We start from the raw sequence: 25224 nt of genomic DNA on the forward strand, positions 1-25224 counted from the left end.
CTCCGTCCCGAGAATGCCGCCTTGCGGAGTCTGCGTTGCGTTTGCCGCAACGCAGACTCCGCAGGGCGGTCGCAGCCGCCACCTACGGCCGCTTGCCCAGGCAGGCCCCGGCCCCCGTCACCGCGGCGAAGAGCACGAACGGCTCGTCCCCGGACGCCTGAGCGACACCGACCGCGATCTTGCGCGCGTCCACTTCCCAGACCTGCAGGTCATCGAACCCGTCTCCGCAGAGCACCTCCAGGAGCGGCGGCAGGGCCCGGCCCTCCTGGTCCTGCTCGACGTACGCATCCATGGCCGACACGGTGGCGTACGCACCCCAGCGCTTCTCCAGCGCGAGCACCACACCCCAGTGCTCGGTCTCGAACTCGTCGTGCAGCGCCTCCCGGATCGAGCCGTCGTCCCCGGGGTCGTAGAAGTCCCGGCTGACGCGCAGGGCGACCACGGCGAAGTCCTCGCCGGAGGTCGAGTACCCGGGGTCCGCGCATCCCGTCCAGGGAGGGGTGTACGGCGCCGTCCGCAGGGCCTCGACCGCCACGACGTACCGGTCCACCGCGGCCTTGAACTCCAGAGGATCTCTCACCATGTCGCCCGGTCGAACGGGACTGCCAGCGGCTCCAGCGCCCCGGCCGCCCGCAGGTCCTTGTTGACCTCGATGATCGTCTCGTCCGACGGGGACTCGGTGCCACCCCGCGTGAGGTCGATGATCAGCCCACCCGCGTCGGTACGGTTGTACGTCCCCGGCAGCCCCTCGGGCGCGAGTTCCGCACGCCGGGTGGAGAGGTAGACGGCCCTGCCGCAGCGGGGGTCGGAATTCTTCAGGGAGAAGTGACTCGACACAGCCCGGAACTGGGACCTGCTGTACACCTGGCCGGCATCGACGTCCCACGCGTCCGCGATGACGTCCAGAATCTCAGGGGCACGCCGGATCACTTCCGCAGTTTCGTCCAAGGTACGTGACACAAGCGAAATCGCGACCGAGTTGGTGACGTACGGGGACAAGCCACCCGCGTGAATCGCTGAACTCACATGCGGCATAACGGAATTGCGTGCCCACAGAGACGTCGTGTAACCGACCACCTCAAGATCCGGCCCGGTGTTCTTCCGCTCGATGTACTCGGTCAGCGCGGGAACGGAAGGAATCAGCAGGGGATCGGACGGCAGGTCCTTACCCGCCTCGTGCCAATCATGGAAGATCGCGGCATCAATACGCTTCAGTCCCGCGAGCGTGGCAAACCATCTTTCGGCGATCTCCTGCGGTCCCTCTTCCCGCGTACCCCAAAGACCGTTGACACCGACATCCAGCACGAGATTCTCCTCAGGCTTCGACGCCACACTCTCAGCGCCCTAGCTGCTCAGCGATCAGTATTCTGCGTTCAGGGCCCGGGGGTCAGCCGATGACATCCGCCGGAGTGTCGATCACCGTGACCTCGATACCCCTTTCCTCGAACATGATCCTCGCCGCCTCGGCGACTTCCGGATCGGACAGGTGCCATTCGACGGGCTTGCCACGAGCGGCGTCGACCTGGCGGGTTGCCTGCGTGGCCCATCGGTCGGCGATATCAGAGGTGAGCCGACCGGTGTCCGCATTGTAGTAATCCGGCCCGCGATAGCCGTACTTGGCTTCCAGGTAGGTGCCGCGACTCGAATCCCAGCCGTCGAAGTCCACCGGTTTGCCGGTCAGTTTGTCGAGCTCGACCCGGTACTCCTTGCCGCGGCCCACCATCGAGACCTGCTCCTGGTATCTGGCACCCATTTCGCTCTGATAGCTCCAGTTACCGGGCTTGACCGACGTCCACTTCCCGTCGCTGCCGTCCTTGGTGCCGGCCCGCGGGTTCTTGAGGTCCTTGTACCAGGCGGGCTTCGGCTGGTTCTGGGCCCGCTCCAGGCCCGCCTTCCGCTTGGCCGCGGCGGCAGCCTTCTTCGCCTCGTCGGCCTGCCTCTGCGCCTCCTCGGCCGCGGCCTTCTTCTCGGGGTCGACCTCGTCGCAGTCCTTGGCCAGCAGCCGGACCGGTACGGCCGTGGGCGCCGCCGCCAGCGTGCCGGTACCGGAGCCGGCCACCCCCAGGCCCGCGCTGCCGCCACCGCCGTCACCGCCGTACGGGACTCGGAGGTGGCCGCCGAGGCCGACGGTGCAGCCGGTGAGCCCCGCCTCTTCCGCCGCGTCGTCCGCGTGCTGCTGGGCCTCCTCGGCGGCCTTCTGCGCACCGTCGACGTCTCCGGCCTTGGCGGCCTTCCTCGCCTTCGCGGCGGCGTCCGTGGCCGCCTGCGTGAACTCGCCCAGCTTGCCGAGTTTCCCGAGCTTGCCCAGCTTTCCGAACTTGCCGATGAGCTTGGCTTCGCCGTAACCGGGAATGAAGAGCGACCCGATGTTCCAGAGGCCGGTGCCGATCGCCTGGCCCTCGTTGCCGTTCTTCCACATGTCGCGGACTTCGTCGCCGATGAACACGTCGTCCAGGACCGTCAGCCCCGTACTGCCGGACGCCTTGGTCCAGTCCCAGACCGCCCCCAGGTAGTCGCCGTCGGACCACTTGCCGGCCGCGTCCTTGGAGTCCTCGACCCACTGGTCGCCGAGCCCCTCGCCGTACTCCTTGATGCCCTCCCACGCCTTGATGGGGTGCAGGATCGTGTCGACGGTGCCGGTGACATCGCCCCAGAGGCCGTCGGCGAACACGCCCTTGAAGAAGCCGCCCGTCTGATCCGCGGCGCAGGACACGAACGCTCCGAAGCCGGACGTGCAGCTCTCGCCGTCGTCGTCCCCGCCACCGTCGCCGTCCCCGTCCTCGCCCGGATCTGCCTCCGCACCCCCGGAGTCGTCCACGTCGTCGCCACCGTCGTCGACCTGGATAACGGTGTCGCCACCGGAGGAACCATCGGAGGAGCCACCAGAGGACCCACCCGAGGATCCATCGGAACCGGATGCCTCTCCGGTCCCACCCGAAGCGGTCGGCTCACCCCCCGTTCCGCCGGCCGTCGCCGAGCCCCCCGCGCCGCTCCCGCCGGTCACGGTCGCCCCGCCGGCATCCGCACCACCGCCGGAGTCCGCCCCGCCGGTCTCTCCCCCGTCACCGGCCACCACGTCCCCGCTGTCGGGAGCGGGGCACGCGCTGCCGGTCACTTCGCAGATAGCGCTGCGGAACCCACCGGCGATCTGGCCGCCGATCCCGAGCGCCACCAGACCCACCACGATCGCCACGACGACCAGCACCAGACCCACGTACTCGGCCGCGGCCTGCCCGCCGTCCCGGCGCCACTTGATCATCCGCGAGATACTGAACGGCCGTCGCGGCACGCGCAGTTCGGGCCGAAGCCCGAACCACGCACGCGAACCGGCCCGGAGCAGCAACACCACCACGGCCACGGGTATCACCAACTGCGTGAGCCCGCGCCCGCTCCCGGAGCCCCCGAGCGTCGCCAGCGCACCGAGGGCGAACCACAGGTGTACGGCGAGGAGCCCGCGCCAGACCCAGAGGCCGCCCGTCCGGACGTACATCGACAGTACGAACCCGATGACACCCGGCAACGCCGCGTACAACAGCAGCCCGAGCAGCTCACCGTCGACGGCGTCGACCGACGACGCGAGCGTCAGAACGCCGATGCCGCCGAGGGCCGTGACCACGAACAGTGCCCGGACGAGGAACAGAACCGCGTACAGAGGCCACGGCAGCGGCTGCCTGCCAGGAGCGGGGGCAGGGACAGGCACGGTGCCTCCGCCCGCGCCCGCGCCCGCACTGCCCGGAACTATGAATCCCCCTGTGCCAGCCACGGCAGGTCCCCCACCCGGTCGACGTGCAGCGGCAGGTCAGCCACTCCACTCATCCGAACACGCGGATGCCGTCCGGGGCATGGGCCCCAGGGCCCCATCCGAGACCCAATCACCCCCGTTACGCCTCGATGTCAGTCCTGTCCGCTTCAATGCCTGCCATGCACGTCTGCCTAGCCGCCGACAGTGGGCGAGATCAGCTTCTCCGCGCTCCAGATGGCACTCAGCGGCCGGTACGGGCAGCCGCGCAAACTCGCCAAGGACGGATGCGCCGATCCGACCCTGACCGACCGGACCGGGCTCCCGCTCCTGACGCCGTTCGGCGAGCGGATCGTGGAGATGCGCGGATGGGCGCACGGCGACCGGTGGATCGGCTGCGGCACGGCCCGATTCGACGACGGCGTACGGATCGTGGCGCCGGTCGCGGAGCGGGAGGACCGGCGGCGGGCCTGGCGGAGGAGACGTCCTGGGTCGCCGGGGTCGTCGCCGTCACGGGATGGGGCACCGCGCGTGCGCGTACGTTCGACTGGGCGGCGGTCGAGGCACGGATCGGGACCGCGCTGCCCACCGACTACAAGCAGCTCACCGGGATACTCAGGCGCGGCGCGTTCGACGGTTTCCTCGAACTCCACCTGCCCGACGCCGGTTTCGAGAGCGGGGACATCGTCCTGCACACCGAGTGGCTGAGCGAATGGGCCAGGACCAACGGCAGCCGCCTGTAGGAGCCGTACGAGCTGTACCCGGCCCCCGGCGGGCTGCTGGAGTGGGCGGGCTGCGAGCCGGGCCACCAGTTCTACTGGCTCACCGAAGGCGCGGACCCCGACAGATGGCCCATCCTCGGGCGGGACAACACGTTCGGCTCGTGGGAGCGCACTGGTTCGCCGACTACGAGAGCGAGGGCTAAAGCCGGGGCTAGGGCTGGGACTGAGGCTGGGGCGCGCCCGGCCCATGGGCCGGGGCGCTGCGGGTTCGCCTCACCACTCCTTTGCCACCTTGTACGACCACTCGAAGTCGGCGAAGACCGTGCCGTCGTCATCGGTGAGGCGCGACCTGACGGAGTAGTTCCCCGCGCGGGCCACCGCTCCCGACGGCGACTCCTCGGTTTCGAGCTGTTTCATGTACGAGTCGGCCGACGGTCCGTAGGAACCGAACATCGCCTCCAGCTTGTCCACCTTGACCCCGGCCCGCTTCACCACGTGCACGTACCGCAGGCCCGACACAATGGCCTCGTCCACGCGGAAGGTGGCTACGACGTTCCACTCCACGCCTTCCTTGATGGTGACCGGCTGGCTCTTGACGAAGGTGGCGGGGTCCAGAGTGATCGTCTTGCCCTCGGGCAGCGACTCGGAGTTCACGCTCAGGGAGAGCAGCGTGACCTTGCCCCCGCCGGCGGGTTCGGTCGGGAGAACGTCGCCTTCGTTGTGAGGAGTGCTCATCGGGTGCCTCTCGTTGGTGCGCCGAAAATACTCCGACACCCTACCCAGCCTGATCACGCTCAGCCGACCACTCATCACGGAAGGTGATGCTCGTCAGGCGCCGCATCACCCGCGCGGTCTTCCAGTCGTGCGCAGTTGGCCGCGCCCATCCACCGACTACGGCTTCTTCGGCGCCGGACAGTCCTTCCGAGCCTTCGCAGAGTCATGCTCGCTCAGGTACAAGCACAAGGCGACACGCTCATCCCGCTCACGGCGAACGTCAGCCTCCTGAGCCTTGTCCAGCTGCAACGAGACGACCAACCCGGCAGCGGAGAGGACAGCAGGGAGAACGTACGTCGCACGGTTCCATGCCCGCGCGGCCGGTGAGCGGAAGCTCATCCCACCGCTCGGCTTGGACGGCACCTTCACGTTGAGCAACCCCGCCGCGTGGCACGCCACTTCCCCCTCGGGGCCGTCGACAAGGGCCACAATCTTGATCCGCTGATCCTTGGCGATCAAGCTCCTATGCAGGTGAACCTTGCTTCCGGCGTAGGAGACAGCAGGCGTGATCGTAGAGCTGGGAACCGTCGAGACGTCGACCAGATCGACGATGGAGGTTCCGAGATCGAAGATCAAGGCATCGGTGTCGTGACTGAACCACGCCGGTTCTATGTCACGCCGCCCGTTGTTCTTGACCTGAAGATCCACGAGGCGTGGGTCACTCACGGGCGTCGCCGCGTGCAGCACCGACAGCGTGCTCACGCCGTCGGGGATGATGGCCTCGTTGACGTCATTGCGCCAAATCAACCGCTTCTTGGGGTTGACGGCGTAGAGGGTCGCCCAGATCGCTCCGCCACCCAACAGGACTGCGGCAAGCACAGTGAGAAACGTGTTCCAAAAGTCGTTGGACCACAGGTAGCCCGCCGCCAATATCAACCCAGCCCCCACAACATCGACCAGTCGTGGGCGGATGCTACAAGCACGGGCTCACACGGCGCACCCCTCGCAGGTGACGCACTTGACGGGTGATCAGGGGAGGGCCGTTCGGTGCGCTCGAATGCCCCCTGCCCCTGACCGGCCTTGCGCCCGGCGGCAGCGCACCTGCCGGTCGGGGGTTCTGCCATCCGATCCGAGGATCGGATCTGCCCGTACACCTCAACGGGGCATGACCACCCAGGTCTTGGTTCCCCGATGGGGCGGCAGCGCCCTGCACGCGCCCCACTCCCCGCCCCAGTCGTCCACGACCGCCGTCAGCAACCACAGCGCCCGGCGGCGGCGCCGCGCACAGAGGACGGCGACATCGGGGTCGGCGTGCTCGGGGTGCTGATCCCAGACGAGCAGCCGCAACGCGTCGCCGCGGTGGCGGAGGGAGAGGTAGAGGTCCTTTTGCGGAGTGAGTGTTGCGTTGACGGCTACGAGTTCGGACACGACGTGGGCCGCCGGCCAGGTGTAGGCGGCAAGGCCGTGCGCCCGAAGGGCGGTCGTGACGACGCCGCGTGCGATGGCCGCGCTGCGGGGGTCTCCGGGGAGAGTGACGCTGACGGTCAGGTTGCTGCCCGAACGGCGCTCGGGGTACGGGGCGGGGTGCGGGTCCGTGTCGGGATCGGGTACGGGCTCCTCGGGGGTTACGGGACAGAGTGCGGCGCGCGGAGATGGAGGCATGGTCGACTCCCCTTGAACGGATGGTCTGCTGGCGGGGTTCTCTTTCGCGTCGAGGCGCACGAGGTGCTCGCGGCTTACCGGATGAGTAGTGGCCTGTCTCCCTGACGCGGGCCTGCCCCTCCCAGGGCAGGAGGGTGCGGGCAGGACCGCGTGATGCACTTCAGACTCATCGCTGCGTGAGCGGTGCGTTACTGAATGTAGCTCAGCGAGGGTAAATTAGCCCTATCTTCAGGGGAAGTGAGCCCTTTCGTGGTCGAGTCGCACGCTCAGGCGGCAGACTGCCCTTGACCGCATGCGGAAAGGAACGGCATGGCAGCGAGGACGTCTCCTACCGACCGTCAACGGCGACTTGGCGCCGAGGTGCGGAGAATGCGCATGTCGGCAGGAATGTCGGCCGAGTCGGCGGCCAAGCTTCTCGGCGTCGACCGCGGCAAGATCTCGAACATCGAGGGCGGTACGCGGGCGATCAGCCCCGACCGCCTCCGCACCCTGGCACGCGCCTGTGAATGCGCCGACGACAGGTTCGTTGACGCCTTGGTCGACATGACCCAGCCCGGCACCCGTGGCTGGTGGGAGCACTACCGCACCACGCTGCCCGACAAGTTGGGCGATATCGCAGAACTGGAGTCGCATGCGGTCCGGATGAGAGCTGCCTACTCCGTCCACATTCCCGGACTACTACAGACCTCGGACCACGCACTGGCCGTGTTCCGGGTGGTGATTCCAGCGCTGCCCGACCACGAGATCGCCCTACGGCTGGCCCACCGCCTGGAACGACAGTCGATCCTGGATGGCCCTGCCCCCACCCCGTACACGGGCATCGTTCACGAAGCTGCGCTCCGCATGCAGTTCGGCGGGCCGATCGTCGCACGGGCCCAACTGCTGCACCTGCTCGCGAAGTCGGAGCAGCCACACATCCGTCTGCTGGTCATCCCCTTCGCGGCAGGCGCGTTCCCGGGAGCCGGGCAGACCATCCTGTACGCCGAGGGCGCCGTCCCCGAGCTGGACACCGTGCAGATCGACAACTCGCACGGTCCCGACTTTCTCCACTCGGAGCCTCAACTCACCAAGTACCGGGCCCACCTGGACTGGATGGAGGACATCGCGCTGCAACCCGAGGCCGCGCGGGACTTCATCCGCAACATCGCACGTCAACTCTGAGGAGACGATCCATGCGAGCAATCAACTGGGAAGACTCGTTCTGCGGTGAGGGAAACTCCTGCTACCGCCTCGGTACCGACGAACAGGGCAACAGCTACATCGCCAAGCAGGGCGAGGAGGACACTTACCTCACCGACAGCCGCGAGGCCCTCCAGCAGATGATCCGCGACATCAAGGCCGGCAAGGCCGACCACCTGCTGTAACGGCAAAGCGCCCGGTACCGCGAGGCGATCGCGGTACCGGGCGCTGCACGTGGATCAGCTCTGGGAGCCCTCCGCGCGGGGGAAGGAGACCTCCACCCGGCGGTTCTTCTTGCGGTTCTCCTCCGTGGAGTTGCTGGCGATCGGGAACTGCTCGCCGTAGCCACGGATCTCGAACGTGATGCTGGTACCGGTCAGCGCCTTCTGCAGAACACCGTGCACGGCTTCCGCACGCTGCTTGGAGAGGACGTCGCCGTGGGCGGACGAACCAAGGTTGTCGGTGAAGCCGAACACCCGGACCTTCTTGGCGTCCTGCTTCTTGATCTCCTCGGCGATCGCGTTGATACGGCCGTTGGCCGCGGAGCTCAACTTGGCGCTGTCCTTACCGAAGAGGACTTCGGCCTGGAGCGCGAACTTGATGTCCGCGTTCGTGTCCTCACGGCGTTCCTCGCCGCCCATGTCTTCCACGACGGACTTGATGTCGAGGACCTTGGGGGCGGCGAGGGTTGCGCCGTCGGGGAGCTTGAGGTCGGTGTCATTGGCGTCGATCTGGACCGGCGCCTCGGCGGAAGCCGACGGGTAAGGGCTGTCATCGGCGACGGCTTGGGTAATGCCCATGACTCCGAACGCAAGCGCTCCCGCGAGGGCTGTGACAGCGAAACGCACCGCGGCCCGCTCGGTGGTGTTGGTGGCGGCGGTCATCAAGAAAGCTCGATCGGTGCGTTGGCGAATCCGGGGAACTGAAGGTCGACCTTCGTTGTCGTGGCCGGAGGAGCCGGGAACTGGGCAAAGAAGCTGAGGGTCTTGCCTGCTTCGAGCCGTGAGTAGTAATCAGTCGTGGTCAGAGGACGGTTGTCCGTGTCGCGGAGTACGTAGTACCGCTTCTTCCCCTGGGAGTCCACCAACGTCATACCGGCAAGTGACCTCCCCTTCAGAGCGACTGCCACTTCCGGACCATTCCAAGCGATGGGAACAGTGAAGGCGCTGCCTGATGAATTCTTGAACTGTCCGCTGACCGTGAGGAAGCCGCCACTGTCACGCGTGGCGGTGTTGATGGCCATCTCGACACCAGCGTCGTTCTTGGTGGTCACCAGAACGCTGCTCGTGTCCGGAACGGTCTCCCCGCCTCCGCTGCCCTTGTCCTCGGACTTCGAAGGCGCCGCAGATGCCGTGGACGCACCTTCCTTCGGCTGCTTGCCTTCTTCACTACCGCAAGCAGTCGCCGACAGGGCGAGCGTCGCCACCATCAAGGCGGCAACGCCCGCGCGGCGCATGGTCCTCACGTGCGGATTACTCATCGGTCCAGTTCCTTTGCGTCGATCGTGGTCAGTCTTCGGCCAGTCGTACGGTGAAGAGATCAGTCATGTCCGGCAGGAGCGCCAGGTCCTTGGGATCGATCACCCAGGGCGGCATGGAGTCGCAGGCGAGCATGCCGGGGGACGGCGACGTCAGGTCCGGGTTCGGGATGAACTTGCAGCGAGGCTCGACGACGGCCACTGACGTGGCCGTCGCACGCTTCCCCTCCGTCCCCGGAACCAGGTTCGCGCTCATCCCCTTGTTCGACCTGACATCAACCGTGAAGCCCCAGCGGCCGTCGAAGAGCCTGCGGCACCCCTCGCGAGTGGCGTCGTTCTGCGCGGCCAACCCGTACGCCCTCGCGCACCCGTTGTGGGTACCGGGATACGGCGAGTTGAACACGAGGCTGAGGTAGACCCGGTCAAGGATGTGGGCCCGCAGGTCCACACCTTCCAGGCGGCGAGACTCCTGGGCTGCCGCCAGCGCTGCGGCATCTGCCGCGCTCTGGGCACCATTGCGTCTGACATCTGCTTCACCGAACGCAAAGAAGATCAACGCGAGAAAGAGCAGGCCCACCACCGCTGTGATGTACAGCGGTGCGGCCTGCCCTGACTCACGGCGCAGTGAGAGCATCACCCGCCGAGAACCTCGCCGATCTTCTCGGTGAACTTGCCGGCGATCTCGGCGCCCATGTTCGTCTGAAGCAGCGCCACGACGATCGCCACCACCAGGATGGTGATGCCCACGTACTCGATGGCGCCCTGGCCCTTGTCGCTCCGGCGCTTCATGGCCTCGACGGCCGTGTTCTTCCAGCCGTTGATGTAGGTCTGCGTGGCGGTGGCGGCCTTCAGGGTGATGTTCGACATGGTGTTCCCCTCCGAGTTCGGCCGACCGGGGATCGGCCGACACTGCTTCGTATGTCTTCGTGTCGTCCGCGCTTCCGGCTTCCTCCTGGCCGGTCTCGCTTTCGACATGAGAAACGTACGTCGGGGACGCACCCAGTCGCATGGGCCTGCGGGCCCAACTCCGGGCCCAAGCATCCAGTTGGGCCTTCAGGCCCATCGTTGTGTCAGCCATGCCTCGTCGACCCCCCGGACGACATGCGGTGCCAGACGGCGATGGCCTCGCCCCGGCTGCCGGCATTCAACTTGGCGAAGATGCGGTTGATGTGGTTCTTGACGGTCTTCTGGCTGATGAAGCAGGTGGCAGCGATCTGCTGATTGGTCATGCCCGACGCGATCAGGTCCATCACTTCCACCTCCCGTTCACTCAGCTCGGCGATCATTCCCTGGGCCGCAGGCGCGGGAACCCCTGTGGACGAATGTGCCACAGATGGTTGCGTAAGCGAAGCCTTTTGCGGAAATCGCGGAGCACCCAACTCGCCCTGAACTGCCCCCACCTGCGGATTCTGTGCCGGGTTGGGCATCGGACGATTGTGCGTGTCGTGTGCGGTTGCAGATACTGGCCCGGGTGGCGCGGCGGGTCGGTAGCCGGGTCCGCTGAACGCCGTGCCCAGTCCTTCCGGCAGCGGCTGACCGCCCTGGCCCGGGGCGCCCCCTCCCCGTAGCGACTCTCGGAGAGCGCTGGAGGCGGAGTACGTGAAGTGGGCCCGGCCCTCTTTCGTGTCCCGGACAGCGGCCACCAGCTGATCCGCGGTGAACTCGCCGTGCACCAGGTATCCGCCCGCGCCCAGCCGCAACGCCTCGTGGACGATCTCGCTCTCGCGGCTGTACGTCATCATCAGGACCGGCGCCAGGCGCACGAGGTGCGGCAGGGCGGAGATGCCGTCGACGCCGGGCATGCGGACGTCCAGCAGGACGACATCGGGGCGGTGCTGAACAGCCATTTCGTATGCCTGACGGCCGTCGTTCGCCTCCGCCACCACGTCGATGTCGTCGCGGCCCTGAAGCAGGACCGTGAGTCCGGCGCGTACGACGGGGTTGTCATCGGCGACGACGACTCTCAGGGGCCGCGGTGGGGGCATGGCCATGGGACCCGGGAACCCCGGGAACTCGGTGGATGCCGTCGGTGTGGGGGGACCGGAGGTGGGGGTGGAGCTGAGCGAGCTCGGGTGCGAGGACGTGTGCTGCGAGACATGCGGGTGCTGTGTCCACTGCTCTCCGGAGCTGCGGGAGATCTCGTCCGGCATCGTGCGGCCTCCTCTCTCAGGTGGGGACTGTGGTGGAGCTGGGTGGGTCAGTTGTTGTCAGGACGTGTGCGTTGGACGGGTATCTGCGGGAGCGATGGCGGATACCCGGGTGGTGGGGCGGGAATCGAGGTCGGTGGCGCCAGGTCCATTGCTGCCAGCGACAGGTCGAGACGGACCTCCGTGCCCCGGGCCGCATGGCCCCGGCCGATACGGATGCGGGCGCCGATGGACGCGGCGCGCTCGACCATGCCGACCAGGCCGAAGTGCCCGGCCTTGCGGAGGTCGGCCAGTGAGGTTCCCGGGGGCAGGCCGTCCCCGTCGTCGTACACGCTGATCCGTACGGTGTCGCGGACCAGGCCCGCGGAGACGTCCAGATAGCTGGGGTTGGCGTGGCGCTGCGCGTTCTCCATGGCCTCGGTCGCGATCGTGAGCGCGTGCCGGGCCACGGCGTGCGGGATGGGCGGTACGGGGGCGTCACCGAGCCGGCGGAAGACGGCCTTGACTCCGTGACGTCGTTCGAAGTCCGTTGTCCGAGCCCGGAGTTCGTCGATGACGTCCACGCCGCCGTCCAGGCCGGATTCCCGGCGCAGGTCGGAGAGGAGTTCGCGGGACTCGGCGGCAGCGCGGCGGGCTGCGCGGGCGACCAGTTCCGCCTGGTGCTTGACGGTCAGCGGGTCCATCCGGTCCACCGTGCTCGCCAGACCATCGGCGGCGAGGGCGAGGCCGTGCAGGGTCTTCGCCACGGAGTCGTGCATCTCGCGGGCCAGGCGTGCCCGCTCCTCCTCCACAGCACCGTTCACTGCGAGGCGGGCCCGGGTGTCCGTCAGCGCCTGGGATGCGGCGCCGAAACGGAGGAGCAGACCCCGCAACGTACTGCCGACCGCTCCGGCCATGATGCAGAGCCCGACCACGAGTAGCGCCGAGGCATCTGCCTCGACTTTCTGGCTGACTCCGTAGGCGGTGGCCAGGAGCAGAGACTGGAGTACGGCGAAGATCGCGCCGCCCCGCCAGCCATAGACCAGACCCGCCAGGAGGGGGGTACAGACCGTCACGTACGTGAGGGTGGAACCCGGAGTGGCCGCGAAGAGCAGGAGCGCGCCGAACACCATGTCCGCGGCGAGCAGGGACGGGTGGCGCAGGAGGATCGGGCCGAAGCGCTCCCAGTCCCGCATCAGCGCGTACGACACCATGACGGTGACGAGGACGGCCGCGCCCACCAGCCAGCTGCCGAGCTTGTCGTCGACCTTGTCGAGCGCGAAAGGTGCGGCGAGTGCGGTCATCGCGAGGCGGAAGCCGAACAGCTGACGGCACAGGGCCTGGAGGGCGTTCACCTGGATGGGCAGCGCCGGTACGTGGCCGGGCGTGCTCTCGGCCGTCGTCGCGTCGGGTCCGCCGGTGAGTGCCGGTCCGGTCTGTCGTGGGCCCATGGGGCCTTTCACCTCCTCGTCAGCTGGTCGGGTGGGGTCGCGTCCTGCGGTGTCACGTCCCGAAGACGTCTCCGATGCTGACGTCGGCGGCGTAGTAGAAGCCCACGGCGATCAGAATCATCGTTCCGGGGAGCATGAAGCTGGTGATGATCAGCGTTGCCTTGGGAACGGCCTTCGACGCCTTGCGGCGGGCGTTCTGGGCGTCGGTGCGGCGCATGTCGTTGGCGATCTGGATGAGCGTGTCGACGATCGGGGCGCCGAGCTCCTCGCCCTGCTGAAGGGCCGAGACGAACATCGAGACCTGCTCGGACTCGTTGCGCTTGCGGAGCTGGTCGAAGGCCTCGCGACGGCTGACGCCCATGTCCATCTGGCGCAGGGTGATGCGCAGTTCGTCGGCCCAGGGGCCCGCGTACTTCTCCGCCACACGTTCCAGCGCCTGCCGGAAGCCGAGTCCGGCCGACACGACGACTGCGAGGACGTCGAGGAAGTCGGGGAGGGTGCGGTCGATGTCGTCCTTGCGACGGCTGATGGCGGACCGGATGATCACGTCGGTCCAGAAGAAGCCGTAGACGAGCAGGAGGATGGCGAGGACCATCTGTCCGTTCATGAGCATTGCCAGCGAGGCCAGCGTCCCCAGCCCCGTGTAGACCGCCCGCCGCGCCGCGTAGCGGTCGATCGTCATGCCGCCCGGGTTACCCGCCATGTCCAGCTTCTTGCGGACCTTGTCGACCCGCTTGGGGCCCATCATCCGCAACACCCGGGGTGCGTATCGCATGCCCATGCGGTCGACGGCGGAACCGGTGGCCGTCGTGCGGCTGGCACCGACCTCCAGGGCGATGGCCAGGTCGCCGGGGAGCTTGGCGTCGGCGCGGTACATGCGGATGCCCTGGAAGGCTCCGTATACGGCGAGTCCGAAGACGGCCGCGATCAGAAGGTCCATGGTGTGTCCTCTCTCTCCAAAATCCTGAAGGGCCGTCTGATTCAGATACGTACTTTGGTGAGTCGGTTGATCAGGAAGAAGCCCAGGCCGTAGAGGCCCGCGGCGATCACGACGGCGATCCGGCCCGGTGTGGCGGCCGTCATGTCGTCGAGCGCTCCGGCGCGCATGCCGTTGATGATCAGCAGGAACCCCATGCCGAGGATCGGGACGGCGACAGCCGTCACCTTCACCTGGGCCAGCAGTGTCGTCACTTCTCGCCGGGTCTCCTTGCGCTCCTCCAGCGTCTCCGTGAGGTTGCGCAGCGAGGAGACGATCGTGCCGCCCGCCCGGTTGGAGAGGATCAGGGTCGAGACCAGCACGGTCAGCTCGCGGGACGGCAGCCGTTCGACCAGTTCGTTGAGCGCGTCGTCGAGCGAGTGGCCGACGGACAGCCGGTCGGCGACGCGGCGCAGCTCCTCGTGGGCCGGGTCGTCCAGCTCCTCCACGGCCATGGCGATCGCCGTACGCAGGGCGAGGCCCGCCTGCGTGGCGTTGGCGAGGACGCGGGTGAGCTCGGGGAGCTGGTTGATGAACGCCTCGGTGCGCTTGGCCCGCTGGTAGTTGAGGAAGGCGTTCCCGCCCCAGAGCCCGATGAGGGCTGCGAGCAGGCCGAAGAACGGGGCGAAGATCGAGCCGATGACGAAGTAGAGACCGAGCAGTGCGGCCACGACGTAGACGGCGTACTCGCCGGGTGTGAGGTCCAGGCCCGTCGCCGAGATCTTTCGCTCGATCTTCTTGCCGAAGCCTGTCCCGCGCAGCCGCCGGTCGATCCCGCGGAATCGCCGGTTGCGCCCGCCGATGGTGATCTGTCCCGTCTGGGACATGCGGTCGAACAGGATCTGCCGCTGTGCCTTGCCCGATGAGTAGATGTGCACGCCGAGGACGGCGAACAGGCCGGCGAGCAGCGTGACGCCGATCGTCAGGAGCGGGAGATTATCCATGGCGGGCGGGGACCTTCTCGGTGGCGGCGGGCAGGGGACGGGATGAGCGGAGCCGGGGTCAGGCTGCGGATCGGCGCATGATCAGCTGGTCCTCCGACTGGGCGACGCCGAAGGCGGCGGGGATCGCCTCGCTCGTCATGTAGAGGCGTTCGGCGACCCGGCGGGGCAGCGGGTAGTACTCGAAGTTGCCGTAGACGCGTCCGTCGGCGGCGACCGGGTGGGACTTGAAGCGGCAGACGGAGACGATGCGGTAGTCCTCGCGGCCGTGGGAGTCGACGACGGCGATCTCGGTGATCCGGCGGGAACCGTCGGCGTGACGGGTGAGCTGCACGATCACGTCGACGGCGCTGTTGATCTGGTCGTGGATCGCCACGAAGGGGATCTCCACCTCGGACATGGAGCTCAGCGTCTGCAGACGCATCAGGGCGTCCTCGGCGTTGTTCGCGTGGACGGTGGCGAGCGAGCCGTCGTGACCGGTGGACATGGCCTGGAGCATGTCGAGGGTCTCTCCGCCACGGACCTCACCGACGATGATGCGGTCGGGGCGCATACGCAGGGAGTTGCGGACGAGGTCGCGGATGGTGATCTGGCCCTTGCCCTCGACGTTCGACGGGCGGCTCTCCAGCGTGATCACGTGGGACTGCTGGAGCTGGAGCTCGGCGGAGTCCTCGATGGTGACGATGCGCTCGCCGTTCGGGATCAGCCCGGACAGCGCGTTGAGCAGCGTCGTCTTGCCGGTGCCGGTGGCCCCGGAGACGATCACGTTGAACTTGGCGCGGACCAGTCCCGCGAGCAGCATCAGCATGTGTTCGTCGAGCGAGCCGAGGCCGATCATCTCCTGGAGCGTGAAGGCCCGGGGGAAGCGGCGGATGGTGAGGATCGGGCCCTTGAGGGAGAGCGGCGGGATGATCACGTTGACACGCTCGCCGGACGGCAGGCGGGCATCGACCATCGGATTCGCCTCGTCCACGCGGCGGTTGACCGTGGAGACGATGCGCTCGATGGTCTGCATCAGCTGTTCGTTGGACGAGAAGCGCATGGGGAGGAGTTCGAGACGGCCGCCTCGCTCCACGTACACCTGCTCCGGTCCGTTGACCATGATTTCGCTGATGGACGCGTCTTCGAGGAGCGGTTCGAGGATGCCGAGTCCGAGGGCCTCGTCGACGACCCGGCGGATGAGCTGCGAGCGCTCCATGGAGGAGAGGACGGGCCCCTCGCGGCTGATGATGTGGCCCAGGACGCGCTCCAGGCGCGCCCTGCGCTCGGCCGCCGCGAGGGCGGACATCTCGGCGAGGTCGATCTCCTCCAGGAGCTTGGCGCGGTAGACCCCGACGAGGCGGCTCTCTTCGCTGAGCCCGTTCGTCGGCTCGGGGCTCGTGATGCGCGCCCGCAGGCTCATGTCCTCAACTCCCTTTGGTGGTGCGGTGGTACGGGGTTCAGCCGCGCGGCATGGTGGCGCGCTTGGAGACGTTCCCGAAGTCGAACATCGGGATGACGGAAGGGATGTCGATGTCCACGGTCACGGTCACCTCGTCGAAGCCGTGCGCCGCCCGGACGTCGGCGTCGTCGGCCAGCCAGCCGCTCATGGATGCGTACGCCGCCTGCTCGGCCTGCATGTTGGCGCGGTCGTACGAGCCCACGCGGGCGCCCGACCGTGCGGCCGTGCCCGCCTGCTGGGCCGCGTACACAGCGATGCCGAGCTGGACGACGGCCATGGCGACGACGAGAAGGAGGGTGAGGACGCCTACGAACTCGATGGCGGCCTGACCCTTCTGGGAGGCCCGACGGATGCGGGAACGGAGGCGCAGTGCGTGGGTCACCATGGCAAGCTCTTCTCCAGGTTGGCCGATGCCTCGCCGGTCAGCGTCAACGGCGTGTTGAAGGCTCCGGGGAACAGCAGCGGCACCTGGACGTCCACCCGGGCCGTCATCAGGTCGCCCTCGGCCTGGCAGATGAACTGCGCGTCCCAGGCGCCCGGCAGGTCTTCCCGCCCCGCTTGTTCGCAGGCGGCCTGCGCGCTGACCCGCGACGTCGTGGCGGCCGTGACCGCCTTGTCCGCCGCGTTGCCCGCGAGCATGAACGTGTAGGCGACCATGGCGGCCTGCCAGAGCAGGGCCAGGGTGATCAGGATCAGCGGGAGTGTGCCCGTGAACTCGATGGCCGCCTGGCCGCGGTCACTCCGGAACGGGGTAGCCGTCTCTCCAGCATTCGCCGGACGAGATTGATCTGGTCGCGCTTGACTTCGTTTCACCTGTCCCCCTCGGTCGTATCGCTTCGATCGTCGTCGCTTCGGTCGTCACTTCGTACGTCCCCGCCTGCCGCCGATCGAGCCGCGGTCTCCCTTGAACTTGCCCTGTTTCTCCGCGCCTTCCGTGTGCTTGACCAGCCCCAGGTCGCCGGCCAGGCCCCACAGGGCCTGCTTCACCGTCGACTTGGCCTCCAGGTCCTGCATGCGGCCCGCGTCGACCACCGCCTGGAGTTCCTTGAAGTTGGCGGGGATCACGATCCTGGCGACCTTCGTCGCGGTGATCCGTTCGATCAGCGGCGGCTGGATCTCCGTGTTGCGCGTGTGGCGGTTGACGACCGTGATCGTCTCCTCCGCCTTGCGGATCTGGAGGCGGTCCCAGAGCCGGACCATGCGCTTGGCGGCCCGCACCGTGACCACGTCCGGGGTGGTCACCAGGAGCGTGCGGTCGGCCATCTCGATCGCGGCGGCGTTGGCCGTGTTCATATGCGTACCGCAGTCGATGATCACGATCTCGAAGCGGTGGCGCAGGGCGCTGATGATCTGGCGTACGACCCGGTCGCTGACCTCCTCGGCCCGCTCCCCCTCGCCCGGCGCAAGTAGCAGCCCCAGGCCGGTGTCGTGGTTGTACAGGGCGTCCTGGAGGACGCGTGGCGAGATGTCCTGGATGGTCGACAGGTCGACGATCGACCTGCGGAACTGCACGTCGAGGTACGAGGCGACGTCCCCGGACTGGAGGTCCAGGTCGGCGAGCGCGACCGTGTGGCCCGAAGCCTTCGCGGCCAGCGCCAGCTGGACGGCGGTGACGGTGGTGCCGACTCCACCCTTCGCGCCGCTGACCGTGACGACGGTGCCGCCGGGGCCGGTGAAGACGTCGGCGCCCGCGCCCAGGTGGCGTCGTACCCCGACGGACCAGCCCGCCGCTGCCTGCACGCGCTGGGCCAGTTCCTCGTACGAGAGGGGCAGGCCGACCAGGCCGCGGGCGCCGGAGTCCATGGCCGCCGAGTAGAGCCCGGGGCTCGCGTCGGCGGTGACCAGTACGACCCCGACCGCCGGAAAGCGCAGGGCCACCTCCCGGATCAGCTCCAGGGCCGGAACCGGACCGATCCGCTCGTGCACGAGCACGACCTCGGGCAGCTCGTCCAGCGACTCGCCCGCGAGGCGGGCCAGGGTGTCGAGCAGTGAGGTCGAGTCACCCAGTGGCCCGGCCGGCTCCGCGTCGGGGAGCTGGCTGAGCAGTGTGGTGATGGATCGGGCGGCGTCGGCATCGCCGACAGCCGGGAGGATTCTTGTGCTCATCCGGCCCTCACTTGTTCTTGTCTTCGTCGAGGTTGTAGCTGCCCTCACCGGGACGGAGCGTGGTCGGACTGTTGTCGGGCAGCAGGGCGAGCCGGACGTGCTCGGCGAAGGACTCGGCGTAGGCGACGCGCTGGGCGTCGGTGGTGTTGAGGGCGAAGGTGATCGGCACGGCCTCGGTCGGGCCGGTGCCGCGTTCGTCGCGCTTCGGTTCGAGCGGGGTCAGCTCGCCCACGTCGAGCACCTTGGCGTTGGCCACGATGACGCGTGAGGTGGACTTCTCGCCCTCGTTCTCACCGGCGAAGGTCGCGAAGATGTTGACGAGGTTGCCGGGGTTGATCTTGCCCGCGACTCCGGTCGCGGCGTCGATCATGATCGCGATCTCCTGCTCACCGCTCTGGAGCGCGGGACGCTTGACGATCATGTCGACCTGGAGCAGGGAGCCCGCTTGCAGTTCGGTGACGGCGATCTTGCCGCTGACCGCCGCGAGGTCGGTGACCGCGTTGTCGGACAGCCACCGCTTGGGCATCTCTATTTTCTCGAACTGCCCCGGTTCCAGGGACGTGTAGGGCGCGATGTCTGACTTGACCCGGTACGCGGTCACCTCCGGTCCGACCTTCGAATTCACATCGCTGATCACCGAGAGCACACCGGCGAACGCGCCGAAGGCACAGAGGACCGAGAGGAGCAGAAGGATGACGCCGCGGCGTTGCCGTGAATTCATGAGCGGAGCAACCTCGTTGGGAGACGTGGGCCGATGGTCGGACGGAGTGGGTCGGACGGAGCGGGTCGGGCAAAGGAGTCGGGCAGAGAGGAGCTGAGCAGTGCCGCGCAGGGCCGGGCGGGCGGATTCACGACCCTTGGTGCATGGCAGTTCCTTGGGTGAGGACACCGGAACCGTTGGTTTGGTTCTGCTGGGACTTCAGCGGAGCCGAACACAACCCGCAGCGGTCGCCGATGAGTTCATTGCCGCACCAGGCGCACACCTCCCTGCGGACCGAGGAAACCAGCTGGTAGACGACCGAGATATCGGGCAGGAAGGCAGCGAATTCGATCATCTTCGAGGTGCCCCACCAGCCCGGGGAATCCGCGGGCAGCGCGACCTCGTGCACGGCCTGGACCTGCCAGGCGGGCGCGATCGTGCCCGTCACCCACTCCGACTGGAGTTGTCCTCTCGCGACCAGCAGATGGGTCCCGAACTCGGGGCCGGTCAGCTCTCCCGAACCGATCTTGATCAATTGGGGATTCGGGTTGGCGAGTACGCCGAACTGCGAGCCCGGCACCCATGACTTGGCGTGCGCCTTGAGGCTGACGGGCACCCGGTCGAGCTTGGTGACCGTACTGAGCAGCGCTCCGGCGTGGATGTAGTGGGAGAGCAGCCGGGCCGCCGACGCGACGACGCCCGCGCTGAAGTCGCAGATGGACAACTGCCGCAGCTGGCGCACCAGCACGGCGACGCCCAGCGGCGGGAGGTCCACCTTGAGGAGCGCGATCCGGTCGCTCTCCAGCATCGAGCGGATCATGTGCAGCCGTCGCTCGTGGGCCTTGGCGATGTTGGACGGGTAGACGGCGATGACGTAGCCGTGCTGCTCGAGGAGCACGTTCATATCGTTGAGCGCGAGTTCCAGGGGCTGCGCGTCCGGGGCATGCAACAGCGCCGCGGTGGGCGTCTGCTGGTCCGTGGGCGGAAGCACCAGGTCAGCACTGGTCACTGCTATTGCGGTCGGCACGCATTTCCCCGTTCGGCTCCGGCCGCCGCGTACCGCCGGCCGCAATCGCTCTCCTGCTCCGTGCTCCTGCCTCAGCACTTTAACGACGTAGGCGGAGGCAGAGAACACCTTTCAGTGCCCAGTAACGCAGGACACTGCCCGTACGCACAGGGTGTTCACACCCCAAATCGGGCTAACTGGTTGGTAGTTAAATTCCGTACCAGATAGGCGTTCAATCACGTCGCACCAGGAGAATGCCTGATCCTTTTCGGGTTTACGGGCCCAGAGCACCAACATGGGCCCGGATTGGGGTCCCAGGACCCACGCCCACGAACCGTTCACTTCCGTAATCTCCGGATCCGGCCGGCCGCCGCAGCCGGAGGCGAAGGAGGCTCCTCGAATGGATCAGATCGGGCGAATACCGTCGGTCGGCAGACGCCGGACCGGCACGAGCTGGTACGGGCTGCCGCTCGACGACCGGGGCGCCACCGCCACGGAGTACGTCGGCATGGTGGTGGTCGTGACCTCGATCGTCGGCGCGCTGACGGCCACCGGTCTCGGCGGGCGTATCGCCGAACGGTTCAAGTGCGCCGTCTCCTTCGGTGAGTGCGGCGACGGCGGCGGTAACGAGGCGGCGCCCAGGACGGACGCCGACTTCGAGCCGCCGCTCTGTCAGCTCTCCTCGATCTCCGACAAGGCCGGGGCCAAGGCCAAGGTCCTGTTCATCGAGTGGGGCGAGGAGTACGGCTTCCAGCAGCAGACGTTCCAGTCGAAGACCGACATGAACGGTGACGGCAAGGTCGACGAGAACGACCAGCAGGTCACCATGACGTTCACGGACGCCGCTTCGATCGCTGCCAAGAAGGACTTCAAGCCGGGGCTGAAGGTCGGTTCGTTCGGCTCGGACAAGGTGGAGCTGGGCGCCGGCATCAAGGTCACCAACGGTGACACCTGGGTGTTCAAGAGCGAGGAGGAGGCCAAGTCCTTCCGCGACGACATCGAGATGCTCAAGACGTACGAGCTCAGCAACCGGCACGCCAACGCGCAGGGGGCCGGGCTCGGCAACAGCATTCTGTACATGTTCGGCAAGGGGCCCATCGCCGAGGAGGAGAAGCTCCGCAAGAGCATCGACGAGAAGCTCGGCAACCGCCACATCAGCTACGGCAAGGTCGGCCTGGAGGCCAGCGCGTCCGCCGGTATCAAGATCGGCGCCGGGGACGACAAGAAGCTGAGCGCGGCTCTCGGCGGCAACTTCAAGTTCTCGCCCGAAGTCACCTGGACGGACAACGACTTCAAGGGCACCAAGGCGTACACGTACTCCGCGGCGATCGAGTACGGCACCAAGGCGAGTTACGAGGCAGGGCCGATCAGCGGGGACGCCTCCGCTTCGACCACCCAGACCGGGTCCATCACCGTCACGCACGACAAGAAGACCGGTGAGCTGCTGCGGATCGACATGACCCGCACGGTGGAGAAGGGCACGACCAAGGACGGCGTCAAGGTCGGCGGCGACAACGGGAAATCCGACGGCGACAAGCGCGGCGGCAGCGGCGGCGTCAAGGGAGGCGGAGAGGACTCGGGGATCGAGGTCGTCACCAACTCCGTCGTACTGAAGCCCGGCGCCGAGGGGGACGCCGACCGGAAGATCGCACAGGAATGGCTCAACGGGTACGGGCAGTACGGCCAGCCGTTCAGCTACATGTTCGACGACCACGCGCCGACGAAGCGGCCCGCGGCCGACGACACGTTCGGGCAGCTGCTCTTCGACAAGGGGCTGTCCAGCCGGACGACGTACACCGGCCAGACCAATGCGGCGGAGTACGGGTTCGAGCTGAATCTGGGGCTGAGCCTCGGCTTCTCGGTGTCCACCGAGAAGAAGGAGGAAACGCTGAACGACGCGGAGTTCCTCGGGGCGCCCAACGGAGGCAGTCGAAGCTATGTCCCGTACAGCTACTGTGCGAACTGATCACGGCGACAGGAGCCAGCCATGAACACACTTACGAACCGGCTGATCGCCGGGACCGCCGTCCTCGCCCTGGGCCTGCTGACCGCGGGGTGCGGGAACGAGTCCGCCACCGGCAAGGTGCCCGAGGGCTGGGGCAAGCTCACCACCCCTGCCGTCTCGGTCGCCCGCCCTCCCGCGTTCAAGGAACAGAGCGGCGCCGAGCGCGGCAAGCACAACGCGGCAGCCGCACGGCTCACCGAGGGCGGCAGGACGGTCGGCACCCTCACCGTGCAGCTGGACTTCACCAATGCAGACACGGTGGAGGAGGCGGCGATCGGGGCCGAAGCCGGGATCGCGCTCGGCGCCACGCTGAAGAAGCAGTCGGACGTCGAGGTCAAGGGCCCCGAGGAGGTACGGGACGCCAAGCGCGTCGATTTCGAGTTCACCTCCGGCGGGGACGCCGGGACCCCGGCGAAGGGCACCGAGGTCAAGGGCGTGATCATCACCGGCCTCGACTCGCAGAAGAAGAGTTACGCGGTCCGGATCGACGCGGCCGAAGGCAGTCTTTCCGCGTCCGACCTGGACCGGATCATCGAAAGCATCACGGTGAAGTAGCCCGTGATACGCCGACACGGAGGCGGACGAGCATGACGCGGTACAGCTACCCCGGGGCCCCCACCCGCCGGGACGACGGGCCGGGGGCGATGATCTTCGCCCTGGCCCGCGCGTGGGCCGCCGGCATCATCGTCCTGATCGTCACGGAGTACGTGCAGGCCACCGTCGTCCACGAGCATGTGGCGACCCCTGAGCGCATGGAGACGTTCGGCGGGCGCATGCTGCTCATCCACATACCCAATGTGATCTGCCTGGCCCTCGCGGCGTGGGCGGCTGCCCGGCTGCACCGCGAGCCGTTCCGCCACTCGGTGCCGCAGCATCTGGCCGCGGCGATCTGTGTGCCGATCGTCGCGCAGCTGCTGAACATGGCGGTGCAGTGGGAGGAGATGGCCGCCGAGGGGCTGTTCATGTCGAACGTGGTGGCCGCGGTGGCGTGCGTGGCGGGGTACGCGGCGGACAGGTTGCAGGACGACGCCTGACCCGAGGGCCTGGGATCCGAGGCTGGGCGTTTGGGGTGGAAGCGGACGAGTCACCGTCAGAGGTCTTGACAACTCAATTGGTCTGGACCAGCTTATGGGCCAATGGTGGCCACCGCACACTCCGCCAGCACCCCCCAACTCCCCACGGAGGCACCAGTGGAACGCTCCGCAGGCAGCAGACGCCGCAGGCGTCGCACCCGGCCCGTCCTCGGCACCCTCACAGCTGTCCTCGCGGCCGGGGCCCTGACCGTGACCGGCCTCGTCAGCACCGCGGAAGCGGCCGACGTCAACGTCGCCAAAAACGCCGGTTTCGAATCCGGGCTCGCCAACTGGACCTGCTCCGGCGGCAGCGGCACCACCGTCTCCTCCCCCGTGCACGGCGGCACCTCCGCCCTCAAGGCCACCCCGGCCGGCCAGGACAACGCCAGGTGTACGCAGACCGTGGCCGTGCAGCCCAACTCGACGTACGCGCTCAGCTCCTGGGTGCAGGGCGGGTACGCCTACCTCGGCGCCACCGGGACCGGCACCACGGACGTCTCCACCTGGACGCCCGACAGCGGCACCTGGAAGCAGCTGACGACCAGCTTCCGCACCGGCCCCAGCACCACGTCGGTCACCGTCTACACGCACGGCTGGTACGGCCAGGCCGCCTACTTCGCCGACGACGTCTCCGTGACCGGCCCCGACGGCGGAGGCGGCACCGACCCCGAGCCGCAGATCCCCGCCACGCCCGCCGGGCTCACCGCCGGCACCACGACGACCTCCTCCGTACCCCTGACCTGGAACGCCGTCTCCGGAGCGACCGGCTACACCGTCTACCGGGACGGCGTGAAGGCCACCACATCCACCGGCACATCGGCGACGGTCACCGGGCTTGCCGCCGACACGGCGTACCAGTTCGCCGTGAGCGCCACCAACGCCGCCGGTGAGTCCGCCAAGTCCGGCGCGATCAGCGCCCGTACGGCGAAGACGGGCGGCCCTGGGCCGGTGACGACGGTTCCCAAGCACGCGGTGACCGGGTACTGGCAGAACTTCAACAACGGCGCTGCCGTCCAGAAGCTCAGCGACGTGCCCGCGAACTACGACATCATCGCGGTCTCCTTCGCCGACGCCACGGCGACACCGGGCGCCGTCACCTTCAACCTCGACACGGCCGGTCTCAACGGCTACTCCGTCGACCAGTTCAAGGCCGACATCAAGGCCAAGCAGGCGGCCGGCAAGAACGTCATCATCTCCGTCGGCGGCGAGAAGGGCACCGTCGCGGTCAACAGCGACGCCTCCGCCACGGCCTTCTCGAACTCCCTCTACACGCTCATCCAGGAGTACGGCTTCAACGGGGTCGATATCGACCTGGAGAACGGCCTCAACTCCACGTACATGACGAAGGCCCTGCGCGCCCTGTCCGCGAAGGCCGGCACCGGTCTCGTCATCACCATGGCGCCGCAGACCATCGACATGCAGTCGACGTCCGGTGAGTACTTCAGGACGGCGCTCAACATCAAGGACATCCTGACGGTCGTCAACATGCAGTACTACAACAGCGGTTCGATGCTCGGCTGCGACGGCAAGGTCTACTCGCAGGGCTCGGTGGACTTCCTCACGGCGCTCGCCTGCATCCAGCTGGAGGGCGGCCTCGACCCCTCGCAGGTCGGCATCGGAGTCCCGGCGTCCACCCGGGGCGCGGGCAGCGGCTACGTCTCGCCGTCCATCGTGAACGCCGCCCTGGACTGCCTGGCCAAGGGCACCAACTGCGGTTCGTTCAAGCCGTCGAGGACCTACCCGACGCTGCGCGGCGCGATGACCTGGTCCACGAACTGGGACGCCACGGCGGGCAACGCCTGGTCGAACGCGGTCGGACCGCACGTACACGGCCTGCCGTAACCCCGAAGGGCCACCACCGACCAGCAGCGCCGCCGCTCCCCCGGCGGCGCTGCTGCGTCCGTTC

The 25224-nt window shown here is 67.8% G+C and carries 27 protein-coding genes; 7 read left to right on the forward strand and 20 right to left on the reverse strand.

What is annotated here, in order from left to right; genetic code table 11:
- Positions 1-82: 82 nt before the first annotated feature.
- From ACWGO0_RS24040 to ACWGO0_RS24050, 3 genes are all read right to left on the reverse strand, one after another.
- The gene (locus ACWGO0_RS24040) at positions 83-583 is read right to left on the reverse strand and encodes a hypothetical protein (protein ID WP_453538609.1); all 501 of its coding nucleotides are present in this window, start codon (positions 581-583) and stop codon (positions 83-85) included.
- Positions 577-1305 carry an Imm52 family immunity protein gene (locus ACWGO0_RS24045; RefSeq protein ID WP_453538612.1) on the reverse strand — a complete coding sequence of 243 codons (729 nt, stop codon included), beginning with the start codon at positions 1303-1305 and terminating at the stop codon, positions 577-579. The genes ACWGO0_RS24040 and ACWGO0_RS24045 overlap by 7 nt, the downstream gene beginning before the upstream one ends.
- A gap of 82 nt (positions 1306-1387) precedes the next feature.
- Positions 1388-3700, reverse strand: a complete 2313-nt coding sequence (locus ACWGO0_RS24050) for a Tox-REase-5 domain-containing protein (RefSeq protein ID WP_453538615.1) — start codon at positions 3698-3700, stop codon at positions 1388-1390.
- A 407-nt stretch (positions 3701-4107) separates the two neighbouring features.
- Here ACWGO0_RS24050 and ACWGO0_RS24055 point away from each other — a divergent pair, with 407 nt between their 5' ends.
- The gene (locus tag ACWGO0_RS24055) at positions 4108-4482 is read left to right on the forward strand and encodes a hypothetical protein (protein ID WP_453538618.1); all 375 of its coding nucleotides are present in this window, start codon (positions 4108-4110) and stop codon (positions 4480-4482) included.
- A 252-nt stretch (positions 4483-4734) separates the two neighbouring features.
- On the opposite strand, the gene ACWGO0_RS24060 is transcribed toward ACWGO0_RS24055, so the two are convergent.
- The 3 genes from ACWGO0_RS24060 to ACWGO0_RS24070 form a co-directional block, all read right to left on the reverse strand.
- Positions 4735-5196, reverse strand: coding sequence for a hypothetical protein (locus tag ACWGO0_RS24060; protein WP_453538620.1), 462 nt, complete (start codon positions 5194-5196; stop codon positions 4735-4737).
- A 156-nt stretch (positions 5197-5352) separates the two neighbouring features.
- A complete protein-coding gene (locus ACWGO0_RS24065) occupies positions 5353-6054 on the reverse strand; it encodes a hypothetical protein (protein ID WP_453538623.1) in 702 nt (233 codons plus the stop codon).
- 276 nt (positions 6055-6330) lie between these two features.
- Positions 6331-6837, reverse strand: a complete 507-nt coding sequence (locus ACWGO0_RS24070) for an ATP-binding protein (protein ID WP_453538626.1) — start codon at positions 6835-6837, stop codon at positions 6331-6333.
- Between the two features lie 309 nt (positions 6838-7146).
- Between ACWGO0_RS24070 and ACWGO0_RS24075 the strand changes: the two genes are divergently transcribed.
- Positions 7147-7998, forward strand: a complete 852-nt coding sequence (locus ACWGO0_RS24075; protein ID WP_453538629.1) for a helix-turn-helix domain-containing protein — start codon at positions 7147-7149, stop codon at positions 7996-7998.
- 11 nt (positions 7999-8009) lie between these two features.
- Entirely contained in the window at positions 8010-8201 is a 192-nt protein-coding gene (locus ACWGO0_RS24080) for a hypothetical protein (RefSeq protein ID WP_453538632.1), read from the forward strand.
- A gap of 54 nt (positions 8202-8255) precedes the next feature.
- On the opposite strand, the gene ACWGO0_RS24085 is transcribed toward ACWGO0_RS24080, so the two are convergent.
- The 14 genes from ACWGO0_RS24085 to ACWGO0_RS24150 all read right to left on the reverse strand — a co-directional run bounded on the left by ACWGO0_RS24085 (position 8256) and on the right by ACWGO0_RS24150 (position 20243).
- Positions 8256-8900 (reverse strand): OmpA family protein, encoded by a 645-nt coding sequence (locus tag ACWGO0_RS24085; RefSeq protein WP_453538635.1) that lies wholly within the window; start codon positions 8898-8900, stop codon positions 8256-8258.
- Positions 8900-9496 carry a hypothetical protein gene (locus ACWGO0_RS24090; protein ID WP_453538637.1) on the reverse strand — a complete coding sequence of 199 codons (597 nt, stop codon included), beginning with the start codon at positions 9494-9496 and terminating at the stop codon, positions 8900-8902. The genes ACWGO0_RS24085 and ACWGO0_RS24090 overlap by 1 nt, the downstream gene beginning before the upstream one ends.
- 28 nt (positions 9497-9524) lie before the next feature.
- Positions 9525-10127 (reverse strand): pilus assembly protein TadG-related protein, encoded by a 603-nt coding sequence (locus ACWGO0_RS24095; protein WP_453538766.1) that lies wholly within the window; start codon positions 10125-10127, stop codon positions 9525-9527.
- On the reverse strand, positions 10127-10360 hold the full coding sequence (locus ACWGO0_RS24100; RefSeq protein WP_453538640.1) for a hypothetical protein: 234 nt from the start codon (positions 10358-10360) through the stop codon (positions 10127-10129). Before ACWGO0_RS24100 ends, ACWGO0_RS24095 begins: the two co-directional genes overlap by 1 nt.
- A 203-nt stretch (positions 10361-10563) precedes the next feature.
- Positions 10564-11643 (reverse strand): response regulator, encoded by a 1080-nt coding sequence (locus tag ACWGO0_RS24105; protein ID WP_453538643.1) that lies wholly within the window; start codon positions 11641-11643, stop codon positions 10564-10566.
- A gap of 47 nt (positions 11644-11690) precedes the next feature.
- Positions 11691-13070 carry a sensor histidine kinase gene (locus tag ACWGO0_RS24110; RefSeq protein WP_453538646.1) on the reverse strand — a complete coding sequence of 460 codons (1380 nt, stop codon included), beginning with the start codon at positions 13068-13070 and terminating at the stop codon, positions 11691-11693.
- Positions 13071-13122: 52 nt separating this feature from the next.
- Positions 13123-14010, reverse strand: coding sequence for a DUF5936 domain-containing protein (locus ACWGO0_RS24115; RefSeq protein ID WP_453538649.1), 888 nt, complete (start codon positions 14008-14010; stop codon positions 13123-13125).
- Positions 14011-14051: 41 nt separating this feature from the next.
- Complete coding sequence (locus ACWGO0_RS24120; RefSeq protein WP_453538651.1) at positions 14052-14990, reverse strand: type II secretion system F family protein; 939 nt, start codon at positions 14988-14990, stop codon at positions 14052-14054.
- 58 nt (positions 14991-15048) lie between these two features.
- A complete protein-coding gene (locus ACWGO0_RS24125; RefSeq protein ID WP_453538654.1) occupies positions 15049-16389 on the reverse strand; it encodes a CpaF family protein in 1341 nt (446 codons plus the stop codon).
- Between the two features lie 37 nt (positions 16390-16426).
- A complete protein-coding gene (locus tag ACWGO0_RS24130) occupies positions 16427-16813 on the reverse strand; it encodes a TadE/TadG family type IV pilus assembly protein (RefSeq protein ID WP_453538657.1) in 387 nt (128 codons plus the stop codon).
- Positions 16807-17241: a TadE family protein gene (locus ACWGO0_RS24135; RefSeq protein WP_453538660.1), complete on the reverse strand. Its 435-nt coding sequence runs from the start codon at positions 17239-17241 to the stop codon at positions 16807-16809. Before ACWGO0_RS24135 ends, ACWGO0_RS24130 begins: the two co-directional genes overlap by 7 nt.
- A 45-nt stretch (positions 17242-17286) precedes the next feature.
- Entirely contained in the window at positions 17287-18534 is a 1248-nt protein-coding gene (locus ACWGO0_RS24140; RefSeq protein WP_453538662.1) for an AAA family ATPase, read from the reverse strand.
- Positions 18535-18541: 7 nt separating this feature from the next.
- Complete coding sequence (gene cpaB, locus ACWGO0_RS24145; protein ID WP_453538665.1) at positions 18542-19255, reverse strand: Flp pilus assembly protein CpaB; 714 nt, start codon at positions 19253-19255, stop codon at positions 18542-18544.
- Between the two features lie 127 nt (positions 19256-19382).
- Entirely contained in the window at positions 19383-20243 is an 861-nt protein-coding gene (locus ACWGO0_RS24150; RefSeq protein WP_453538668.1) for a hypothetical protein, read from the reverse strand.
- Between the two features lie 397 nt (positions 20244-20640).
- Here ACWGO0_RS24150 and ACWGO0_RS24155 point away from each other — a divergent pair, with 397 nt between their 5' ends.
- The 4 genes from ACWGO0_RS24155 to ACWGO0_RS24170 all read left to right on the forward strand — a co-directional run bounded on the left by ACWGO0_RS24155 (position 20641) and on the right by ACWGO0_RS24170 (position 25160).
- Entirely contained in the window at positions 20641-22206 is a 1566-nt protein-coding gene (locus ACWGO0_RS24155; RefSeq protein ID WP_453538671.1) for a hypothetical protein, read from the forward strand.
- Between the two features lie 21 nt (positions 22207-22227).
- Entirely contained in the window at positions 22228-22800 is a 573-nt protein-coding gene (locus tag ACWGO0_RS24160) for a hypothetical protein (RefSeq protein WP_453538674.1), read from the forward strand.
- A 32-nt stretch (positions 22801-22832) separates the two neighbouring features.
- Entirely contained in the window at positions 22833-23279 is a 447-nt protein-coding gene (locus ACWGO0_RS24165) for a hypothetical protein (RefSeq protein ID WP_453538677.1), read from the forward strand.
- A gap of 156 nt (positions 23280-23435) precedes the next feature.
- The gene (locus ACWGO0_RS24170) at positions 23436-25160 is read left to right on the forward strand and encodes a chitinase (RefSeq protein ID WP_453538680.1); all 1725 of its coding nucleotides are present in this window, start codon (positions 23436-23438) and stop codon (positions 25158-25160) included.
- Positions 25161-25224: the final 64 nt, after the last annotated feature.

The sequence above is a fragment of the Streptomyces sp. NPDC055749 genome (genome assembly GCF_053617235.1).